The following is a 1552-nucleotide window of genomic DNA, read 5'->3' on the forward strand; positions in this document are numbered from 1 at the left end:
CGGGCCCTCCAGGTCCAGTCGGATCCGTGAGGTGTAGACGTCGGAGACGCCACCGTCGTACAGAGAGTGGAAGAGAATCCCCTCCTGCAGCGGGGACAGCGGCAGGATCTCCTCGGCACCTGGATACGTCCTGAGCAGTTCGTCGAGTTCCGCCTGGTCGACCGTGACGAGTGGGAGGTCGGAGGGAGTGGGCCGCTCCGGAAGCCGGTAGTCGGCGGGGGTGAGGGACGCGGGCCCCGTCTCACGGCAGACCTCTGCCAGGGCTGCGATGGTCGGGCAGGTGAAGACGTCCTTCAGAGTGAACTCCACCCCTGCCTGCCGGGCACGGTTCGCCAGCTGGACGGAGGTGATGCTGTCGCCGCCGAGCGCGAAGTAGTTGTCGTCGATCCCGACCTGCGCCACACCCAGGACCTCCGAGTAGAGGCGGCACAGCAGCTCTTCGAGCGCGGTGCGCGGGCCGCGGCCGGTTCCGGTTGCCAGGTCGGGTGCGGGCAGCGCCCTGTGATCGAGTTTGCCGTTGACGGTGACCGGAAGGGCCTCGAGGGCTGTATAGGACGACGGCAGCATGTAGTCCGGCAGCACGGCGGCCAGATGCGCGTGCAGGGCGTCGTGGCCGGGAGACCGGCCGGCGGCCGCTACTACGTACGCGACCAGTTGCCGCCCACCACTCGCAGTGGGATGGGCAATGACAGCGCAGGCGGCGACATCGGGATGCCCCGCCAGGACTGTCTCTATCTCGCCGAGTTCGATGCGGAAGCCTCGGATCTTGACCTGGTGGTCGGTCCGGCCGAGGTATTCGACAGCGCCGTCCGCTCGTCGGCGCACCAGGTCGCCGGTGCGGTACATGCGGCTTCCCGGTGATCCGTAGGGGTCGGCCACGAACCGCTCGGCGGTGAGGGCGGAGCGGCCGAGGTAGCCCTGGGCCAGCTGGACACCGGCCAGGTAGAGCTCGCCGGGTACTCCAGTCCGTACGGGACGCAGGGCGGTGTCCAGGACATAGAGACGGGTGTTCCATACGGGGTGCCCGATCGGGACCGGGCCGTCGGCACCACGCTCGCATTCCCAGCAGCTGACGTCGACCGCGGCTTCGGTGGGACCGTAGAGGTTGTGCAGGGCGGCGGGCAGCGTGTCGTGGCAGCGTCCGGCGAGCTCGCGGGGCAGTGCCTCACCGCTGCACACCACGGCGCGCAGACTGGTGCACCGAGCCGCCCGCGGCTCGTCCAGGAACGCGCGCAGCATCGATGGCACGAAATGGGTCATCGTGACGTGCTGCTGTTGGATCAGTCCAGCCAGATACGCCGGGTCCTTGTGTCCCTCCGGTCTGGCCACCACCAGTGTGGCGCCTGCCAGATGAGGGAGGAACAACTCCCAGACCGAGACGTCGAAGCCGGTCGGGGTCTTGTGCAGCACCCGGTCCTCGGCCACCACGCCGAACGCGTCGCGCATCCACAGCAGACGGTTGACGATGGCGCCGTGGCTGACCACCACTCCCTTGGGTCGGCCGGTGGTTCCGGAGGTGTAGATGACATAGGCCGGGTGGTCGGGCATGAGT

At 68.6% G+C, this 1552-nt stretch carries 1 protein-coding gene; it reads right to left on the bottom strand.

Annotated elements, in window-relative coordinates; all coding sequences use genetic code 11:
• The coding region (locus tag ACFUJR_RS39225) for an amino acid adenylation domain-containing protein (RefSeq protein WP_383181699.1) at nucleotides 1–1552 on the bottom strand (1552 nt) is incomplete at both ends.

Source organism: Streptomyces sp. NPDC057271, from assembly GCF_042668715.1.
GTDB lineage: Bacteria > Actinomycetota > Actinomycetes > Streptomycetales > Streptomycetaceae > Streptomyces.